This is a genomic window from Methylobacterium nigriterrae, assembly GCF_037106235.1.
GTDB lineage: Bacteria > Pseudomonadota > Alphaproteobacteria > Rhizobiales > Beijerinckiaceae > Methylobacterium > Methylobacterium nigriterrae.
In genome coordinates, this window is sequence record NZ_JBAWTG010000430.1 from 1 (window position 1) to 896 (window position 896).

At 67.6% G+C, this 896-nt stretch carries 1 protein-coding gene; it reads right to left on the bottom strand.

What is annotated here, in order from left to right:
* Window positions 1–586 (bottom strand): recombinase family protein (locus tag WDW90_RS37575; protein ID WP_336492799.1); only part of this gene is annotated, 586 nt, incomplete at its 3' end.
* Between the last annotated feature and the right edge of the window lie 310 nt (window positions 587–896).

An 896-nucleotide genomic window follows, 5' to 3' on the forward strand; every position in this document is an offset into this window, starting at 1 on the left:
TGCCCTCATCGGTGAAGCGGGCGAACAGATCCCGCACCACCGCCGCCTCCGCCTCGTCCAGACGAACACCGGCCGGATCCCGCGGACGGTCAGGGTCAAGCCGGTAGCCATAGGGGGGCTGGGTCCAGGGCAGCAGGGTTCCGGAACGCAGCTTGCGCAGCCGGCCCCGGCGCATGCGCTCCGTGATCAGGGTGCGCTCGTACTCCGCGACAGCACCACGGATCTGCAGCAGCAACTGGTCATGAGGATCCCGGCTCATCGGTCGATCCAGGAACACGACCTCGGCACCGTACTTCTCCAACTCCTCAACGAGCAGCACCTGGTGGACGAAGTTGCGGGCCAACCGGTCCGGCGCGGTGATCAGGATCCGGTCGAGTCGGGCCGTCGCGACAGCATCACGCAAGCGCTCAAGCCCAGGACGCCGGAGATGGGCGCCGCTGTAGCCGTCATCGCGAAACACCCGCTCAGGCTGCAGGGACCATCCCTGCGCCTGAGCATGGGCGAACAGGCGCTCCAGCTGCTGCTCAGTCGTCTGGAACTGAGCCTGGCGTTGGGTCGAGACCCGGGCGTAGACGGCTATCTGCACGACGGCGTTCCTCCGCGAGATCCAGCGGAGCGCGGTTCGGGCTGGCCGGGGTTGGACCGGCGGCCATCAGCAGAAGCAGCTGGTAGGCTCGATCCCATCGGCGTTGGGCCGCCGGGTGGCTGACCACCTGACGACCAACCGTCCAGGGCTGCCGTTTCATGACCCACTCCGAGAGGGCAAGACCCTCCCGAAACAGCAGGCTGACTGACCCCGGCTGGGCGACCCGTGCCCCGGGGACCTCGCCGCCAGGACAGCGCAAGCCGTCCCTCGCGCGTCAGGCAGAATTTGTCGCTTGTGAACAGGCCATCTA